Below are 18,136 nucleotides of genomic sequence, written 5' to 3'. Positions count from 1 at the left end.
CAGATTTGGTACTCGCATATAAAAATAATAAAAAAGGAATAGTCATGAGCCGATATTTACTGATCACAGCAATTATGGGAGTGGGTTTATTAAGTGGTTGTGGGTCTACGCCTATTAATTTATACGATGACATAACCATGAAAAAGCATGAGTACAATGGCATAAAAGCGTATAAAAAAGGTGATTATAAACAGGCCTTTATGTATCTAAAAGACCCTGCAGCACTTGGCTATAAAAGCGCGCAATACACATTGTCGTTTATGTTTTTAAAAGGGCAGTACTTAACACAATCTACTAACATGGGTATGGGGTGGCTAGGCGTTGCAAAAGAGGCTGGAGTTGAAAGTTGGCAGGCGCAATACAATACTTTTTATAACGCGGCCACTTCGGCGCAACAGCTTAAAATAGACGAAACCGTTGCGTTGTACATAAGCCAATATGGTAGTAAAGCACAAAAAATGACGTGCCGTCGCTCAACAACCCCAAGACGCACGTTTGGCGAGATTAAAATTGATTGTAACAAACACGATGGCACTGTGACTAAATACGAAGTGCAAACAAAAGAGTAATGCTAAGCGGTGGCTTGTTTTTGTTCAAAGTCACTTTTTACAATTTCGAGCGCTTTTAATACATCCTCTGGAGCAACCTCGTGCTGCTCCAAAAGCATAATTAAATCCACTGCCAGTTTTACATGTGTAGGGGCGTTATCAAGTGGGCTGGTCATCTAAATTTTTCTTTTTTGAAATTTGGCTAATAGCAACATCAATAGCGGTTTGTACGCGCTCTTCCATGTGAATACGTTCACTTTGTGGTAAATAAAAGGCCATATCTACATCGTATCTAATATAACGTGGCGGCAATTGATTAAGTACCGTGCAACAAAAATCGGCCATTACATCTTCACTGTAAACTTTATCTAGTTTACGTTTAATGATTTCTTCAACCACAATTTTTTCGTAAAAGTTATGTATGTCGTCGTGCAGTCGCATCGTGCTAGCGCCTTTTATAGAGTCCGTTTATTTGAGTGTATACTAAGCACTAAAATAAATCGATAGCAGCTTTAAATAGTTGTTTATGAACATTAATTAACGCATTTAAATTACGCTGATAACCGCCACCTAAAGCGCACATAAGTGGGATGTTATGGGCTTTGCAGTAGTTAACAATAAAATGATCGCGCGCATAAACCCCTTCAAGCGATACGTTAAATAACCCTAGCTCGTCTTTTTCGTAAATATCAGCCCCTGCGTTATATAAAATAATATCGGGGTTATGAATACGCACGCAAAATTCGAGGGCTTGTTTTAACGTTATTAAGTACTCGGTATCTGATGTGTTGGCAGGTAGGGCGAAGTCGTAATCGGAGTGTTGCTTTAAGCGCGGAAAATTTTGCTCGCAGTGAATAGAGCAAGTAACTATAGCGTTATTATGTTGCGTAATTTGTGCTGTGCCATCGCCTTGGTGTACATCACAATCAAATATTAATACGGTATCGGCTTGGTTTGTATTGATTAAATGCGCGCCAGCCACAGCCAAGTCGTTAAAAATACAAAAGCCACTGCCGTAATCGCTATATGCATGATGATAGCCACCACTTAAATTAGCGCTAAAACCATATTTTAGTGCGTATTCGCTGCCTTGAATACTTGCCCCAACTGAAAGTAGCGTACGCTCTACTAATTTGCGTGAATACGGGAAACCCATTTTTTTAATTGCTTTATTACTGAGTGTGGCGTTTAAAAAATCATTTATGTAGCCTGGGCTATGGCACAGTGCAAGCTGCTCGGGCGTAGCTTTGGTTGGTGTATTAAACTGTGTAGCCCCAAAGCCTAAGCGTTCTATTTCTGCTTTTAGCATTTGGTATTTTTGAATAGGAAAACGGTGGCGCTCAGGAAGCGTTAAAGCACTGTAAAGCGGGTGGTAAAAAAGCTGCATTAGCGTAATTGTTGTTTTTCGACTTGTTGAATTTTATCTTCGGTGGCCGAAATAGCTTTACGGCAGCGGCCTAAACGCGCATGCGTGGTTAAAATTTCCATATTAAGTTTTTGCGCTTGCGCTGGGCTGGCTTTTTCCATTTGTAGTTTACGCTCTTCAATCATTAACACTAAGCGTCGTTCAAACTCGTGGTTTTGTTTAAGCTCGTCGTATAGCTCGTGCGACGATTGCATTATTTTTTTTACGGCTTGCTTATAAACCGTATTTTTTGGCCTAGGTTTGTACTGGCTTTTGTTTTCTTTTGCCCAGATGGGGGTCGATTTAATAACACTAAATACAGCTTGTACTTGATTACCTATGCGCTCGAGTGCATAAGCATAAGCATGGCGGTGATCACTTGGTGGTAAGCTGGTAATTTCGTCTTCAATTTCTGCTACGTAGTCAGTTAAGTTCATGCTTTTAGTACTAAATACGCCGCGGTCAAATAAACTAGGCTGCGCCTGCATATAGCGGTTTTTAGAAAACAACTTTGCGCTATCAAATTGCTCAGCTTGTTGTTTAAGCGTAGCAACTTGTTGGCGTAATTTATCTAACGCGTGTGTTTGCATTTACAAATAAGCCTCGTAAATCAGTTTTAATGCTAGCAGTATAACCATAGTGTTAAAAACAGGGCGAATAAACTTACCGCCAAAGCGAATGGCTGAGTGAGCGCCAATCCAAGCACCTAACATAATAAAAAAGCCCATGATAAGGCCTAATAAAAAGTTTACATGACCAAGTGCCACAAAGGTAATAAGTGATATAAAATTAGATACAAAGTTCATTGAGCGGGCTAAACCACAGTTAAGCAGTAAGCTCATTTTATAAAATAAACTATTAGATGCGGTCCAAAAAGTACCGGCGCCTGGGCCTGCTACGCCATCAAAAAAACCTAACGCTAAGCCCTGTAACCACTGCTTTAGTTTAAGTATTGGTGTTACTTTTGGTAAATCATCGCCCTGTGTGGTGCTTAAACTACCAAACAAGCTATAACAGGCCACCATAATAATAATGATAGGCAAAAGCTTATTTAAAAATTCAATACTTAAGTGATCGACAATTAACGTACCAATCACAGCGCCTATGGCTGTAGCAAAAATGGAATTTGCCCAAAATTTAGGACTAAATAGATTTTTTTTATAATACGTGTAGCTGGCCGTTAATGAGCCAAAGCTTGCCGCAAGCTTGTTGGTGCCAAGCGTTACATGCGGTGGCAAGCCAGCGGTGAGTAGTGCAGGGACTGTTAATAAGCCACCGCCGCCGGCAATTGCATCAATAAAGCCAGCAGCAAGGGCCGCGGCACATAAAACTGCCAATGTTGTGGGATCTAAAGCAAGTTCAAACATTAATAATCTATTTGTCTTTTAAAAGGTGGTAAGGTGTCGAGCATGGCTTTGCCGTAGCGCTTGGTAATTAAGCGTCTATCGAGAATAGTTATACGGCCTTCATCGCTCTCTTTTCGCAGCAGTCTACCACAGCTTTGTACCAATTTCTTTGCTGCATCGGGCACCGTAATAGACAAAAATGGATTACCGCCTTTACTTTGTACAAATTCGGCTTGGGCTTCTTCTATTGGTGATGTAGGTACTGCAAACGGTATTTTTGTAATTATTAAGTTTTCTAAATATTTACCAGGTAAATCAAGCCCTTCTGAGAGGCTTTGCGTACCAAATAAAATACTACCTTTACCGCTATCAATATTTTGGGTGTGTTTTTTTAATAATGCCTCGCGCGACATTTCGCCTTGCACTAATAAGTTAAAACCTTTTGTTCTAAGAAACTTAGCCACATGGTCCATTTGCCAGTACGATGCAAACAACACCAAATTAGCTTTTTTTGTGTTTAAGTACTCAGGCAAGGTTTGCGCTATATGGTCACTAAATGCTTTGTCGGTTGGCTCAATTTTACTTACCGGAATACGCAAGGTTGCTTGTTTAGGGTAATCAAAAGGTGAGGGCACTTTAATAAACTTAACGCCTTCTTCTTTTGCTAAGCCGCTTTCATAGGCAAAGTGGTCAAACGAACCGAGAGCACTTAAAGTTGCCGAGCATAGTACCGCCCCTGCGCATTCATTCCATAGCTTGTCTTTTAAGTAGTAGCCAACTTCGATAGGGCAATCACTTAATAGGTGATCGTGATGGTTTTTATATTCTAAACGTTTGATCCACCTTGCGTGAGGTGTACCTTCGCCTTTATTTGCATAGCTATACCACAGCTTATTTAATTGCTCTAAGCGGTTTATATAGTGCCCGCTTTCGGCTAAGACAGGGTCTGCAACGTAGGGTTTTATATCGCCATCGCTTACATCTTGAGTGAGGGTATCGTGCATTTTATTTAAACAACGCAGTGCATCTAGTGTGGCGTCACTTATATCTTTAGCTTTGTTGTGCAATGATTTTGGTATTTCGCCATGCTCAAAACGATATGTATCGTCTTTTGAGTATTCAAAGTCGGCATTATCAAGAATATCACGCACCACTTTTAAGTCTTTATTAGCATCGTTAATGCTATCGCACAATTTGAAATTTTGACCAATGGCCTTTTGACCTACTAATACTTTAGACATTTTGCCACTAAATTTAGTGAGCTTATCGAGCCAATCAATGGTGCCTTTAATAGTGGCCGCTGCCGATGAAAAGTCGCGGGTAATATGCGCAAGGTGGTGAGCTTCATCTATGACATAAATGGTGTTATCGGGTTCGGGTAAAATTTTACCGCCCCCTAAATCCAAATCTGCCAGTAGCAGTGAGTGGTTAATAACAAGCACATCCATTTGCATAAGCTGATTACGAGCAAGCTGAAACGGGCAGGTTTGATGGGCTTTCATTTGGCGCTGGCAAGCGTGTTTATCGCATGCGATTAAGTTCCACACTCTATCGGGTATGGTGTCGGCCCAGCTATCCCTGTCGCCTTGCCATTTTTTATTTACATAGGCATCGTAAAGACCTTTTAAGCATTTAGTTTCCATATCACTTAGCGGCGAGGTAAGTGTGGGCATAAACTCCATTTGCGTTTGGCTATCGCCATTAACAGCGTTATGTAATTTATGGGCACATATATAGCGTTGCCTACCTTTTACTAGGTCAAACTTAAAGTCGAGCCCTGAGTGTTTTTTAAAAAAAGGCAGCTCTTTTGCTATTAATTGCTCTTGTAGGGCCACGGTAGCAGTAGATATAACCAGCTTCTTTTTTTGAGCAAGGGCAAGCGGTAACGCGCCTAAACAATAAGCAAGTGATTTACCAGTCCCTGTGCCAGCCTCAATAACACATATTCGCTGCTTTTTATGGTATTCGCCAGCCAGTGTTTTTGCTATTTCGGCAACAAGGTAGTTTTGGCTACTGCGTGGGCGGTAATCAGTAAGGTTACTAGCCACATGCTGGTGTACTTGCCTAATTGTTTTTTTTAGTTGGTCAGAAAGCATGGGGAGATAAACCTAAAATATGTATATAATTACAGTGTATGGATTTTAGAGTTATAACCGTGTAACTACAAGCAAGGATGAAATTAATTTAGTAATTTCATCAGCGGCTCTAGATGAGGCCTGTAATTTTCCCACTCCTTTAACGCGGAGGTATAAATAGGCTGCCTTACTTGTTCTGAGCTCGGAGTTAAGACAGGGCGTTTAGTAGCATGAAAAGAATAACAACTTTGTTCTATTTCTATAGTGCAAAATTCAGTGATTTTTTTAAGTGCAGAATCAAAACCTTCGACAACCTGTTCATATTCAAGCGTTAAAATATGGTTTGGATATAACTGCTTCCAATGATCCATAAGTTGGTAATATTTCTTTATATACGTCGCTAAATTTTCAAAACTATATGTATATGCATGCCCTTCTGAAAATATATGTTTATAAAGACTCCAAGCTGTTGCTCTATTATCGCGTCTAACGTCGATTATTTTAGCGTTAGGAAATAAAGACATAATTAACCCAATATGCTGATAGTTAGCAGGTAGCTTATCAACAAAAATCGGCTTATTAGTTCTCAAAGGCTCAATAAATTTTAGGTAACGGGCTGATAGTTTGGAAAGCTTTTGCTGTGAAAGGCTATCTAGGCCATATGGAACTTGTGACTTGTTTTGTTGCTCTAAAAAGCTCGCTATAGATATTATTTCTGTTAATTCATAGCTGGTATCAACTTTAGAGTGGCTAGCAAGAATTTGCTCTACTAAAGTTGAGCCACTTCTGGGCATGCCCACGACAAAGACTAATTGTATAGAAGAAGGTTTTACTCTGGGCAAACTGTGTATTAAGTCTTTAGTCAAAAACTTAATACAGCGATAGTCAAATTCACTTTGAGTATATTTGATGTGGTTATTTTTTATTTTATTGCCTGCAGCATAGTGCTTATAAGCAGTGTAAAAGTTGTTTTGCTGCTCGTGGGCTTTTCCCAAAGCAAATTGACCCAGTGCTTTTTTATTTTGGTTTGTTAAGTTACAAATCGAGGCTTGTAAATTTTTTATTTCGCTTTCACTGAATTTATAGGTTTTAAGATTTGCTAGATTCCAGTATGCCTCAGTATTCGTTTTATCTTTTTCGAGAGCCTTTTTATATAACTGTACCGCAGTGGTTGGCTCGCCAATAATTTTTTTGATATTGCCCATTCTTAATAGGCAAGTTGAGGGGTGAAAACTCTTCCTTTCTAAATCAGCGTATAAATTAAATGCTAAATCAAAATTCATTTGTTTTACATGGCATGCAGCTAATAAACTGATAATATGGTTGTGGAGTGTTTTGTTGTCTTTTTTATTAGCTAATTCTATGAATTCATTAAAATGTTTAGTGTGAAAAAGTGCTTCAAAATAACAGTTAACAACAGCAGGTGAGCTCGGGTTACAATGGTAATTGTATTGAGAAACGTTAAGGTAAGTATGCATGTCAGCTGCTTTAAACGCTGCTTTACTAAGCAGCAAAAGGCATCGTTTTTCGTTTGGTACTAATTTTAACAATTTCTGGATTTTTAGCTGAGTATTATGAAAGTCTCCGAGTAACAAATCCTTCTTAGCGCAAGATAATTGCTCGTTAAACCATGCTATCATTTCAAATTGGTCATAGGCTGCGGTTTGTTTTGTTAATTCACCAATTTCTTTATAGCATTTTGATAAGTGGAGCCAAGCTTGCTCTATCTCTGGATATTGAGATGTTATTTTAACTAACTCAGAGATGGCTAGTTTATATTTTTTTGTACTGATCAAAGCTAATGCTTCTTTTAGAATCGGCTCGTTTATCATTTTTACTCATTTTTTATTGATTAAACTTACATTTTAAAAGCTTACTGTAAAAGCTCATAAAGGTTCCATTTTGTATTTAACATCAGGTTTTTTACTATCAGCGAAGGCTAATGATACCGCACAAGGTGTGCAATATGAAATTTGGTTAAGTACTCAACATGGTCCGGTTAAAAGCGTTTCTTCAACGCAACCTGTTCTTTTTTTTATAAAAAGTACGGATGCAAATACAGTAAATGCTATTTTAGTTGCTGAGTCTATTCTTCATGAAATAAAACCGCTTAAATTAAAAAATTTTCAGCAGCAAGATATGTGTGGCTGTTACTTTTACTCACTAAAACACTTTTATAGCGCGAGCAAAGCGTTAAAAAGTCGCGGTATTACACTTTATGAAGATGATATAAGGCCCATTGAACGCTATTTAATGGAGCGCTTTATTAAAGGCGGAGCGTGGGTCACGGGTAAACGAGTGGATCATGCGCATTACACTGAAATTTTAGATGCTAAATTAAAAACCAATGCCGAATATACGCCTGTGCTTTCTAAGTTGTCACTTGATATAGAGTGCAATGAAAGTGGGGTGTTGTTTTCTATTGGCTTGGTAGGCTGTGGTTTAGATTGCGTAATCATGATTGGAGAGCCTGAGCATCACGAACCAGTGATTGGTTATACTATTATATGGTGCGCAGACGAGGTTGCACTATTACAGCAACTTGTAACACTTATTAAGCAGTGCGACCCAGATATTATTATTGGGTGGAATGTTATTGAGTTTGATTTTGCAGTTATTTATGAGCGCTCTGTGGCACTTGGGGTAAAACTATTACTAGGAAGAGGAAACCTTCCTTTATATGTTCGAAAAGGCCATTTTACAAGGGTTTCTATTCCCGGGCGCTGTGTAATTGATGGCATTGATACTCTAAAAAATGCCACTTATAGTTTTGAAACTTTTTCACTTGCTAATGTAGCTAAAGAAATTTTAGGCGAGTCTAAATTAATTGAAGCTAGTAACAGCTTACAAGAAATTATTCGTCAATTTAATGAAGATAAACTCGCGCTCGCTAACTACAATCGCCAAGACTGCATACTCGTTAATAAAATATTCGATAAGCTAAAACTTCTCGATTTTGCTGTTATTCGCACACAATTAACAGGCCTTGAGCTGGAAAAACGCGGCGGCTCAGTGGCGGCTTTTGTAAACATGTATTTGCCTTTATTACATCGCAGCGGTTATGTAGCACCTAATATGGGCGACCATGGGCTGACGTTTGAAAGCCCAGGTGGTTATGTTATGGAGTCGGTACCGGGGCTGTATAAAAATGTCATCGTGCTTGATTTTAAAAGCCTGTACCCCAGTATTATGCAAACCTTTTATATAGACCCGCTTGGACTAATAGAAGGGATTGAAAACCCTGAAAACAGTATTGAAGGTTTTAATAACGCATTGTTTTCAAGAGAGCAGCACCATTTACCAGCGCTTATAAAAAGCCTAGCGCTACAGCGCCAGCGGGCAAAAGATAATCACGATTTAATGCTATCCCAAGCGATTAAAATAATAATGAACAGTTTATATGGTGTATTAGGCTCACAAGGCTGTCGTTTTTATGACCCACGACTCTCAAGCTCTATTACTTTGCGTGGTCATGAGATAATGCTGCAAACTAAAAAGTGGATTGAAGAGCAAGGTTATAGTGTTATTTACGGAGATACCGATTCGACCTTTGTAAAACTAACGGATGATTTAAGTGTTGAGGCGTGTAATAAAATAGGTAAACAGTTAGCTAAACACATAAACACATTGTGGCAGCAAAACATACACGCTAAACATAATTTAACTAGCCATTTAGAAATAGAGTTTGAATCGCTTTATAGCCCCTTCTTTTTACCCACCATAAGAGGTAAAAGCGTGGGGTCTAAAAAACGCTATGTGGGGCAGTTAATAAAGCCGGATGAATCAAAATTGGTTTTTAAAGGCTTAGAAACCGTAAGAAGTGACTGGACTAAACTGGCTCAACAGTTTCAATTTGATTTATTTACCCTCCTTTTTGAGCAACCAGAGCAAATTAATGACCTTGTAAATGATTACATTAGTAAACTTTTACGTGGCGAATTTGATCATTTGCTGGTTTTTAAAAAACGTTTAGGTCAAAACTTAACCGACTATCAAAAAAATATCCCTCCCCATGTACAAGCAGTAAAAAAGTTTCAGAAACAAAATAGTGAATTTACGCTAAAAAGAGGTGAATTTGTTACATTTGTTTACACAACGCACGGTGTTGAGCTGTATCAAGGGCTGCATAGCTACGACTATCAAATGTATTTAGATAAACAAATTATGCCGATTATAGGGATGGTTTCGTTTGTTTGTAATGTTGAAGTATCAGAAATGTTTCCTAGTCAGTTATCTCTAATTTAATTATACCAAATTCCTGTCTAAAAAGTCTGATCATCTATTTGATGTTATAACATTTACTTTAAAAGATTGTTTTGTACCTACTTTGTTTACATTTGAAATTTAATTTTAAAAAATCATTAACATTAGTTGGCTTTTAAATTGTTTTTGTTTAGTATTTGTATCAGTTGCGGTTAACATGCTGTAACAATAATAAATAATTAAATAATAAGTCGCTTCTAACAAGTGGTGACCCAGGGAGAATCAAATGTTAAATAATCAAGTTACAAAAGCAGTGCGCTTAGCCCTTGCTTTTGGTGCAGCGTCTACTGCTGCTTTCTCTGCAAGTTCATTTGCCGCAGAAGAAGAGTCAGCTGAAAAAGTTGAACGAATCGAAGTTACTGGTTCACGTATCAAGCGTACTGATATGGAAACAGCTAGCCCAGTACAAATTACAACAGCAGAAGAAATTGCAGTTTCAGGCTTTACACGTGTTGAAGACATGTTAAACAGCTTACCTCAACTAGAGGCTTCTTCTACTGCTTTCCAATCTAATGGCGCTACAGGTACAGCAACATTAGACTTACGTGGTATGGGTTCGCAACGTACTCTAGTTTTAATCAATGGCCGTCGCGCACAAGCAGGTGGTATTTACACTCAATCGGCTGATGTTAACCAAATTCCAGCCTCTCTAATACAGCGCGTAGAAGTATTAACTGGTGGTGGTTCATCTACTTACGGTGCTGATGCAGTAGCCGGTGTTGTTAACTTCGTAATGGACGACAAATTTGAAGGTTTTGCTGTTGATGTAGGTGCTACGGCTTACCAACATGATAACGACAACGACTACATCCAAGGCCTAATGGATGACAAAGATTTTGATTACCCAACGGGTAGCTCTGGCCTTGATGGTTCATCTTTTGATTTTAGTGCTACTTTAGGTGGTTCTTTCGACGGTGGTAAAGGTCACGCTGTAGGCTACATTACTTATAATAAGCAAAACGAACTTCGCCAAGGCGCTCGTGATTACTCATCATGTGCTCTAAATGCGGCTGGTACGTCATGTGGTGGTTCAGGTAATGCTGTTGTTCCAAATTTCTACGTATCTTCACCAACTGCTGATGGTGCTTTTGATTGGTCTGATTACGACTACTGGACGCTTGACGGTACTGGTGGTTTTGAAGATTCAGTAGGTAACTTATATAACTATGCTCCAATAAACCACTTTATGCGTCCTGATGAACGCCATACGTTTGGTTTATTTGCTGATTATGAAATTAATGATAACTTTCACCCATACGTAGAAGCTATGTTCATGCGTGACCGTACTACAGCACAAATCGCTGAATCAGGTACGTTCTTTAATGAAAACTATAATATTGACTTCGACAGCCCACTTTTAACTGACCAACAGCGTCAAGACTTAACTGACCGCTTTGGTTTAACGTCGGGTGATCAATTTGCTACATACATCGGTAAACGTAACGTTGAAGGTGGTGCTCGTGCAGACCAATTAGAACATAACTCGTTCCGCTTAGTACTTGGTACAGAAGGCGAGATCAACGATATGTGGTCATATGATGCATTTGTTCAATATGGTTCAACGTCTTCTTCTTCAGCTTACATTAATGACTTCTTTGGTCCACGTATAGCCACAGCTCTATCTGCAAATGGTGAAGATTGTGCAACTAGCGATGGCTGTATACCTTATGAAGTATTTGAGTTTGAAGGTATTACATCAGAAGCGGCAGGTTCTTTAACAGGTACGGCTATTCTTAACGGTGTAACAGAGCAATTTATTGTTGGTGGTTATGTAACTGGTGAATTTGATTTTGGCCTTCCTAGTTCAGATTACCCAATTGCAGCAGTATTTGGTACAGAGTACCGTGAAGAAACATTTAGCCGTACAGCTGATGAAGTATACGCACAAGGTTTATTACTAGGCCAAGGTGGTACTACTAAAAGCTTAAATGGTGAATACGATCTAACTGAGTTCTACACAGAAGTTAGCTTGCCTATTCTTGAAGATGCACCTTTTGCTAAGAGCATTGCTGTTGATTTAGGTTACCGCTGGTCTGATTACAGTACTTCTGGTGCTGAGCCTACTTATAAACTAGCGCTTGATTGGAATGTAACGGACGATTGGAAAATCCGTACAAGCTATAACCGCGCAGTTCGTGCCGCAAATAATGGTGAATTATTTGCTAACCAAAGCACAGGCTTATGGGGCGGTACAGATCCTTGTGCTACTGATACTCCTTCATTATCTGCTGCACAGTGTGCTAATACAGGTGTTTCTGCATCTCAGTACGGTAATGTTTCTGCGAGCCCAGCATCTCAGTACAATGGTTTCTTCGGTGGTAACCCTGACTTAGACCCTGAAATTGCAGATACAATAACGTTTGGTATTGTTGCTAACCCATTTGAAGGGTTCAACTTCTCAATTGATTACTGGGATATTGAACTTGAAGATGCGATTGGTGCTATCAATCCTGAAGAGATAGTAACTAACTGTGCACTTACTGGTGATGCTGTTTTCTGTGATAACGTACAAAGAACATCTGGTAGCGGTAGCTTATGGATTGGTGATGGCCAAGTTGTAGCAACTAACGTTAACCTTGGTAAATTACATTGGGAAGGTATCGATTTAAGTGCAAACTATGACTTTGAAGTAGCCGGTGGCATGTTAAAAGCTAACCTAATTGGTACTTACATGCTTAGTAAAGAGTACGATAATATTCCAGGTGTAAGTGAAGCATATGACTGTGTAGGTACTCTTGATAACAGCTGTTTTGCTCAACCTGAATGGCGTCATGTTTTAACTCTTAGCTACGACATGGATACTTACTGGCGTGCGACTGCTAAATGGCGCTACTTCGGTGAAGTAAGCGATTACAGCGGTGATGATACGCTTGCTCAAGGCGGTATAAGCTCACAAAGCTATCTTGACCTTAAAGCTAGCTTCACTATTAATGAATACACTTCATTATTAGTAGGTGTTAATAACGTTTTAGATAAAGAGCCACCTCTTTTAGGCGGTAGTTTATCAACAAATGCTAACGCTATTGCTGGTTACTACGACACGCTGGGTCGTTATTTCCATACAACTGTATCATTTAAATTCTAATTATTTGTGATATAAATAAAGCGAGCTTAGGCTCGCTTTTTTTTATGGAGAAATTTAAGAATGACGCAAGTTAGCGTATCGCAAGCTTTAAAGGAGCTAAACAGTGGTCAAATCAATAAAGGAAAAACAACACTTAATATATTAGCTGCTAATCAAAATACTGCAGAGCAGGCCCTTATTCTATTATTCAAGGTTTCAATGAGTGAAAAAAACCTTAATGAGGCTAAGTTAATTAGTGAAAGGTTAGTTTCGATTGTTCCAAACAAATTTGATTACATCAATACATTAGTTCAATTGTATTTGTCGAGCGGTGATTCTGATACTGCAATCAGCAAATTAAAAGCATTTATAAGCCAAAACTCTAATCACGCGCATGCTCATTTCTTGCTTGGCAGCTTAGCTAGAAAGTTAGGTAATGGATTTTTAGCTAAGCAGCACCTTTTAAGTGCGCAAGAAAATCAATTTCCCGATATTTATTTGGTAAAATTAGAGATAGCGTTAGTTTATTCTGATTTGTTAAATGATCATAAAAGCGCAATATATTGCTTAGAAGAAGCAATAGAAATTCAAAAAAACAATGTAAATGCTTATTTTAATTTAGCTAATATCTATGAGCAAATGGGCAATAAAAGCAAAAGCTTAGAGCTATTCCAGCAAGTGCTAGTTATAAACCCTAAGCATGGCTTAGCGCATGCTAGGCTTTCTGACATAGTTACATTTAACCCTGCTTTGGCGCTAGAATATGAGCAAGTGAGCCTAAAAATTATTAAGCAAGAAAAAGATAATTCGATAGTGGCTGATTTATATTATGCCCTTGGTAAAGTATTTAATGATATTGCTGATTATAAAAAAGCTTGGGAGTATTATTTTAGTGCAAATAGAGTTAATCGTTCATATATACCGAAATACAATAAATATGAGATTGAAAAACTAACCAAATTAACTTTAGAACGAAAGGAGAAGCCAGTCACTAGCAATGAAAATAGTGAGTTAACACCAATCATAATTTGTGGCATGTTCCGCTCTGGTTCTACTTTAATTGAGCAAATACTTGCTGCATCTGATTATATTAGTGCTGGTGGCGAAATTGACTATATTCACAAAAATTTATTTAACTTAATTGCTAATCCAATTAAGCTCGAAAATACAGCCAGTACAATAGAGTTTAAAGAGGGCTATAACCGTGAGTTAGCGCTTAGAGCTAATAAGAGGGCATTCGTTACAGATAAAAGGCCTGAAAACTACCTCTATATTGACCAAATCAAACGTATTTATCCTAACGCTAAGATTATATGGACGGAGCGTGATATTCGAGATAATAGTTTGTCGGCATATTTTCAACATTTAGGGCCTAGCTTAAATTATGCTACTAACCTTAGCGATACACTACATTACTATACAGCGCAGCAAAAAGTTAAAAGCCATTGGTTAAAAAAATATACCAATGATATTTTTACGGTAAACTATGATGAATTAGTTTCAAATCCTGAAAAAGTTCTTATACCCTTGTTTGATTTTTTAGGTATTGAATATAAAGATGAAAACAGCACATTCCATAAGAAAAGAAATATTGTAAGTACAGCGAGTGTGTGGCAAGTTAGAAAGCCCCTCTATACTTCTTCATCTGGTAGATATAAAAACTTTAGTGAGTACATTAAGCAAAATATATCTGAAAAGGAGTTTGAAGCGTTTTATAACTTGTCGCTTTAATACTTATTTACAATTTACAGCTCTCAGTAGAGAGCTGATATAATCTAATTCTGCGTTGGCAAATCTTTCATCTCCACCGAGGCTCTGCTCTTTTCTCTATTAATTTTAAGCTTATAAAGTTTACTTAGCACCTCCAAAGGAAATTGCGTTTGAGACTCTATTTTCTCTGAAAAAAACTTGCTAAATAGCTCCCATTAACAGCACCAGCACATTGCACAGCACTATGGGAAGTCCACTGAATTAGCTTTTCAATCATGGCAATATTATATAAGTTTAACCAATAGGCGCGCTGTTCATCTAGGCTGAGATCGTTCAGAGAGCCTTGAACTGGGACATTTTCTAGACTTAAACGAATTTTTTAAATCCACTTTTAAGACCTGTTTCTATAACCTCTTCAAAATAAAAGCGAGTGGCTTATAATGCTTTACGCTTATTTCTAGTTGATCTTATTCTTGTACCTATAGACTCCATTGACTTTAAAGCCGTTCTGTCCGACATCCATCTACAGCTGTTAAGTCGAGGTGCTGGTTAAATCAGTATAATAAACCTTTATATCCCTATTTAAGCTCAAGTCAGAAAACTCTTCTGGAAGTATAAAGCCATCAGCTAATACTGGATTTTAATCTAAAGTATAGGCATAACATCGCATGGAACAGTTAAACGTGGTTGTGTACTTTTTAAAGGATATGTACCGTGCCATATATAGCTAGGAAATATAATCATTTGACCTGTTTTAGGGCAAATACTTCGCGCTATCTCTTCTCTTTCTTTAAGGTTTAAACACGTTTCCCCTAGTTTTAACCAGCCACTTTTATTAGTGTCATTTTCATTTAATTCCTTGGGGAGAGAAATATAACTTGGTGCCGATAACCAGCCAGCAGGGTGTATATGGTTTGCATGAAACCCTTTGTTACCTAACTTGACTGACCAACTTCCATTCACTTTAAATGCATTATTATTTCTTGAACACAGAGGGTGTTTTTGGTCTTTTGGCAGATTAGCTAAATAGCTTGTTATGCAATTATTCATAGAATGCTTAAAGTCGCTTATTAGCTTGTTACTTCTAAATAAGAGATGCCCCTCTGTTTGGGTACCACTTCTTACACTTTGATCAATCAATTGTGTACTGTGTGCGTGTAAATTGAGTAATAGGTCAGTTAAATTTTCTAAAAATTGTCCGCTAGTGCTATACCCTTTTGGTTTTTGAAGCTCAAAAACTTTTACGTATTGATCGTAATTCGTCAGCCAATAATATTTATCGTTAGCTGATAAGCGCCACGCGGTGCTTAAGTAAGCCCAAACTTCTTGATTAAAGTAATCGTATTTTAAAGCACTTTCTAATTGTCTAATTGCTTCTATGTAGTCTCCATTTAATATAAGGTAGTGTGCTAAATCTATTCGGTACCTGCTTTCATGAGGTACTTTTTTAACTAATTGATTCAATAAATTAAAAGCTTTTTCATGGTCATTAAGTTTTCCTAATACCACGCTATGCGCATGAACTATTGCATGATCATTCGGAAATAGTTTTAATGCATTAGTTGAAACATCCAAGGCCGACCCATAGTTATTTGACTTTATAAGCTGCGATATAAAAGAATGTTCAATTACAGGGTGAGGTTCGTATTTCTGCTTTACTAATTCATAGCTATTTAAAAACAACTTTTTATTTTTCGTTGAGTGATAAAGCCTATTAAGGCTTTCATGTGCAGGAACATAATAAGGCGCAATTGCTAAGCATTTATTTAAATAGCGTTCACACTGTTGGGTATTATTTAAATCTTTATAAATACAGCCTATTAAAAATAATATTTCTGGTTTGGTACTTTCCTTTTTTTCTATATTTAGTAGTAAACCTAAAGCCTCATTAAAGCGTCCCATACTCCTTAAATTACAGGCTCTTTTATAGCTTATATAAAAGTTATTTTGTTGTGCTTCAGGTAGCATATTAATAATATTCTCAATTATATCTAACTCACCTAACGCCTCATGTAGCTCTATTTTCAACCATATAAACCTAAACTCTAAATTAGTTGGTGTACTTATTAATTTCACTAATCTTTTAGCTTCAAGTAAGTGATTTAATTTTATTAATGCTTCTAGTTTATTTAAGGAGAGCTTAACTGAAACGGTTGTTGCTGTTGTGTTTAGTAGATTTAAACAACCCATAAAATCGCCCAACTTACAAAGTAGTCCGGTATAGTTTTCTAGTAATGAAATATTTGTAGGGTTGTTTTTTAGTGCGCATTGGTATATTTCAATGGCTTTATCATTTTTATCCAAAGCAGTTAAACTAGCTGCTTTTAGTAAATGGGCGTCTAGATGTGAAAGCTTAAACTCATCAATTATATCAAGAGATTTTTGGAAGTTTTTTGTATTGTACGCAGTAAGAGCAGCTTTAAAGTTCTGCATATAAATTACATCCTGTTTATTTTTATATTAACAGGATGTAAAATACATTTGAATTTTAATTTTCGCTTTTATCAGTCGATAAGTCTTTAATGTTGACTGTACCCGAATTCTGCTCATTTTTTAGTTTTAATGCTTTTAATTTTTCAATTTGATCAGCAGAAAACCGACCAAAATCCATTGTTTTATTGGTGATTGAGTCAGAAATAAAGTTGAGGTTTACAGCTCCAACACCAGAGCCACTTCCATCGGCGCCCTTTGGATAAGTAGAGTTACTTACTACCGCATTAAGCATAGCTGCGTTATTAGTTGCTGAAGAGCCGCCGATAACTCTCTCAGTTCCAAATATATCTGTAATGCTCCAATCTTCAATTTTAAACCTAATCGACTTAGCATTTTTTACGTCGTATCGCATACTTGTATCTACATATTTTTCTAGGTGGTAATGCAGATCACTCTCGAAATTTTCAAATAAAGGTTTTGTTTGCTCGAAATATTTTGAGACGTAAAGTTTATTTTTTTTCCCAATGTATAAACCTCTGTTGGAATTAACAAATTCGTCACCATTATCTTCAAGCTGATGAAATACCTTTTTGCCGGAGTATGCTTCGGCTCTTAAATTAGGACTGCCAATATTACCCTGGTAAAAGCCATACATAACAATAGGCTTATTAGTGAATTTTTTAAAAACTATTTTTTGAATATCATTTAGAGACAATGCATGTCCTGAGACATATAAAAACTTTTCTTCTAAAATGCTATTTTTACCAAAGAGTAACTTTTCAGTGTCTCTAACAGGGTAGTGTTTGAGTAGTTGTTCAACTACTGCGGTGTTGTAAAGGTTTAGCCAATAAGCCAACTGTTCATTTAGTGATAAGTTATTTAAAGCTATCTCATTGGGTAAGCTTTCTAGGCTTGTACGTATTTTATTAAATCCTTCACTTATTTCAGACTTACTAACTTCTTCAAAGAAAAACCTGTTAGCTTCGTTTTTTGTATTTTTCTTTCTTGACGAACGCATTTTTGTGCCAATCAATGCTTGCGATTTAGACGCTTTTTTTCTATCCGAACGGCCAGTATCTAAAACGGTCAATTTTAGAAGTTGGTCCAAATCGTCGTAAGAGACGGTAATATCATTATTGATACTAAAATCAGCAAACTCCTTAGGTAAGCCTTCAACACCTGCAAAAGCAAAACTGCTAGTGGTAAGGCAAAGTAGTAATAGCCATTTATACATTTTTATTTTCCTTTCTAATTAGATTAATTATTCAAAGTACAAATTTCACTCTAAATAC

General features: G+C 37.3%; 13 protein-coding genes. 4 read left to right on the top strand and 9 right to left on the bottom strand.

What is annotated here, in order from left to right; translation table 11 throughout:
* The first annotated feature begins 44 nt into the window (after positions 1-44).
* Complete coding sequence (locus tag CWB60_RS07550) at positions 45-569, top strand: hypothetical protein (RefSeq protein ID WP_024033714.1); 525 nt, start codon at positions 45-47, stop codon at positions 567-569.
* Between the two features lie 2 nt (positions 570-571).
* Here the strand turns inward: CWB60_RS07550 and rsmS are convergent, their stop codons facing one another.
* From rsmS to CWB60_RS07515, 7 genes are all read right to left on the bottom strand, one after another.
* Positions 572-724: a pleiotropic regulatory protein RsmS gene (gene rsmS / locus CWB60_RS07545; protein ID WP_024033713.1), complete on the bottom strand. Its 153-nt coding sequence runs from the start codon at positions 722-724 to the stop codon at positions 572-574.
* The gene (locus CWB60_RS07540; RefSeq protein ID WP_138579834.1) at positions 708-989 is read right to left on the bottom strand and encodes a late competence development ComFB family protein; all 282 of its coding nucleotides are present in this window, start codon (positions 987-989) and stop codon (positions 708-710) included. Before CWB60_RS07540 ends, rsmS begins: the two co-directional genes overlap by 17 nt.
* Positions 990-1,038: 49 nt before the next feature.
* Positions 1,039-1,935, bottom strand: a complete 897-nt coding sequence (locus CWB60_RS07535; protein ID WP_138579833.1) for a histone deacetylase family protein — start codon at positions 1,933-1,935, stop codon at positions 1,039-1,041.
* The gene (locus CWB60_RS07530; protein ID WP_138579832.1) at positions 1,935-2,543 is read right to left on the bottom strand and encodes a primosomal replication protein; all 609 of its coding nucleotides are present in this window, start codon (positions 2,541-2,543) and stop codon (positions 1,935-1,937) included. Before CWB60_RS07530 ends, CWB60_RS07535 begins: the two co-directional genes overlap by 1 nt.
* Entirely contained in the window at positions 2,544-3,320 is a 777-nt protein-coding gene (locus CWB60_RS07525) for a TSUP family transporter (RefSeq protein WP_024033710.1), read from the bottom strand. It abuts the gene before it with no gap.
* On the bottom strand, positions 3,320-5,395 hold the full coding sequence (gene dinG / locus CWB60_RS07520; RefSeq protein ID WP_096739872.1) for an ATP-dependent DNA helicase DinG: 2,076 nt from the start codon (positions 5,393-5,395) through the stop codon (positions 3,320-3,322). The genes CWB60_RS07525 and dinG overlap by 1 nt, the downstream gene beginning before the upstream one ends.
* An 83-nt stretch (positions 5,396-5,478) precedes the next feature.
* Positions 5,479-7,206, bottom strand: coding sequence for a sulfotransferase (locus CWB60_RS07515; RefSeq protein WP_138579831.1), 1,728 nt, complete (start codon positions 7,204-7,206; stop codon positions 5,479-5,481).
* A 70-nt stretch (positions 7,207-7,276) separates the two neighbouring features.
* Here CWB60_RS07515 and CWB60_RS07510 point away from each other — a divergent pair, with 70 nt between their 5' ends.
* From CWB60_RS07510 to CWB60_RS07500, 3 genes are all read left to right on the top strand, one after another.
* Positions 7,277-9,619, top strand: a complete 2,343-nt coding sequence (locus tag CWB60_RS07510; RefSeq protein WP_138579830.1) for a DNA polymerase II — start codon at positions 7,277-7,279, stop codon at positions 9,617-9,619.
* A 244-nt stretch (positions 9,620-9,863) separates the two neighbouring features.
* On the top strand, positions 9,864-12,722 hold the full coding sequence (locus tag CWB60_RS07505; protein WP_024033706.1) for a TonB-dependent receptor domain-containing protein: 2,859 nt from the start codon (positions 9,864-9,866) through the stop codon (positions 12,720-12,722).
* A gap of 60 nt (positions 12,723-12,782) precedes the next feature.
* On the top strand, positions 12,783-14,432 hold the full coding sequence (locus CWB60_RS07500; protein WP_138579829.1) for a tetratricopeptide repeat-containing sulfotransferase family protein: 1,650 nt from the start codon (positions 12,783-12,785) through the stop codon (positions 14,430-14,432).
* 624 nt (positions 14,433-15,056) lie between these two features.
* Here CWB60_RS07500 and CWB60_RS07490 read toward each other — a convergent pair.
* Positions 15,057-16,844, bottom strand: a complete 1,788-nt coding sequence (locus tag CWB60_RS07490; protein ID WP_138579828.1) for a 2OG-Fe(II) oxygenase family protein — start codon at positions 16,842-16,844, stop codon at positions 15,057-15,059.
* Between the two features lie 55 nt (positions 16,845-16,899).
* Entirely contained in the window at positions 16,900-18,078 is a 1,179-nt protein-coding gene (locus tag CWB60_RS07485; RefSeq protein ID WP_138579827.1) for a DUF547 domain-containing protein, read from the bottom strand.
* Positions 18,079-18,136: the final 58 nt, after the last annotated feature.

This window comes from Pseudoalteromonas sp. S327, from assembly GCF_005886415.1.
GTDB classification, from domain to species: Bacteria; Pseudomonadota; Gammaproteobacteria; order Enterobacterales; family Alteromonadaceae; genus Pseudoalteromonas; species Pseudoalteromonas atlantica.
The sequence above is the reverse complement of the archived record's forward strand: the minus strand, read 5'-3'. Positions and strand labels throughout refer to the sequence as shown.

Coding starts and splice junctions, on each gene's coding strand:
- CWB60_RS07490 (WP_138579828.1), bottom strand. CDS start 16,844: ATGCAGAACTTTAAAGCTGCTCTTACTGCGTACAATACAAAAAACTTC.
- CWB60_RS07530 (WP_138579832.1), bottom strand. CDS start 2,543: ATGCAAACACACGCGTTAGATAAATTACGCCAACAAGTTGCTACGCTT.
- dinG (WP_096739872.1), bottom strand. CDS start 5,395: ATGCTTTCTGACCAACTAAAAAAAACAATTAGGCAAGTACACCAGCAT.
- CWB60_RS07485 (WP_138579827.1), bottom strand. CDS start 18,078: ATGTATAAATGGCTATTACTACTTTGCCTTACCACTAGCAGTTTTGCT.
- CWB60_RS07505 (WP_024033706.1), top strand. CDS start 9,864: ATGTTAAATAATCAAGTTACAAAAGCAGTGCGCTTAGCCCTTGCTTTT.
- CWB60_RS07515 (WP_138579831.1), bottom strand. CDS start 7,206: ATGATAAACGAGCCGATTCTAAAAGAAGCATTAGCTTTGATCAGTACA.
- rsmS (WP_024033713.1), bottom strand. CDS start 724: ATGACCAGCCCACTTGATAACGCCCCTACACATGTAAAACTGGCAGTG.
- CWB60_RS07540 (WP_138579834.1), bottom strand. CDS start 989: ATGCGACTGCACGACGACATACATAACTTTTACGAAAAAATTGTGGTT.
- CWB60_RS07525 (WP_024033710.1), bottom strand. CDS start 3,320: ATGTTTGAACTTGCTTTAGATCCCACAACATTGGCAGTTTTATGTGCC.
- CWB60_RS07535 (WP_138579833.1), bottom strand. CDS start 1,935: ATGCAGCTTTTTTACCACCCGCTTTACAGTGCTTTAACGCTTCCTGAG.
- CWB60_RS07500 (WP_138579829.1), top strand. CDS start 12,783: ATGACGCAAGTTAGCGTATCGCAAGCTTTAAAGGAGCTAAACAGTGGT.
- CWB60_RS07550 (WP_024033714.1), top strand. CDS start 45: ATGAGCCGATATTTACTGATCACAGCAATTATGGGAGTGGGTTTATTA.